Origin of the sequence: Cellulomonas telluris (genome assembly GCF_004886325.1) — a bacterium.
GTDB classification, from domain to species: Bacteria; Actinomycetota; Actinomycetes; order Actinomycetales; family Cellulomonadaceae; genus Cellulomonas; species Cellulomonas telluris.
In genome coordinates this window covers 1-641 of sequence record NZ_QXFN01000034.1, presented here as the reverse complement: position 1 = coordinate 641, position 641 = coordinate 1, and the positions used below count along the sequence as shown (strand labels likewise).

Sequence of the window (641 nt, the reverse complement as noted above, 5' to 3'; positions counted from 1 at the left end):
CGTGTGACCCGGCTGGCGCGGGCCGTCGAGTGGAGTTAGGCTAGCCTTACCTCATCCACGACGGCGGGGCGAAGGCGGGGACATGACACCGGCAGAGGCAGCACTCATCGCACGCAGCGTCCTGTCCTGCCCGCGCTCGATCACGCTGCGCGTGGACGAGCCGGCCCCCTCGCTGGACGAGGCGGGCTACGAGGTCACCACCGACGTGCACGGTGTGCCCGTCTTCACCGCGGCGCAGGACTCGGCGCTCCACGTCGGCGCGCAGGCGGGGGCCGAGGGCGTGGTCGAGGTGGCGAGCGGCCTGGGCGCCCCGTCCTCCCGCGAGCGCGGACTCGGGCTCGTCATGCGCGGCCGGCTCGCCCGCCGCGGCACCGGGTGCGAGTGCTGCGGCTCCCCCCGCGCCCTCGTCGCGGTCGACCTCACCGAGGTCACCCTCCTGCGCGGCTCGCTGGCGGTGGAGATCGACCTCGACGAGTTCCGCGACCGCCGCCACGTCCTCAACCCGGGCTACCTCCAGCGCACCGCCGAGCACGCCAACGAGGCGCACGAGCTCGAGCTGCGCACGGCGTTGGCGAGCACCTTCGGCCTGCCGCTGCGCACCCTCCTCGCCGCCGGCCTGCGCACGGTCGACCCGCTGGGAG

The 641-nt window shown here is 75.0% G+C and carries 1 protein-coding gene; it reads left to right on the top strand.

Going from position 1 to position 641, the window contains the following annotated elements; all coding sequences use genetic code 11:
- Positions 1-82: 82 nt before the first annotated feature.
- Positions 83-641 (top strand): hypothetical protein (locus FB586_RS18595; protein ID WP_136520846.1); only part of this gene is annotated, 559 nt, incomplete at its 3' end.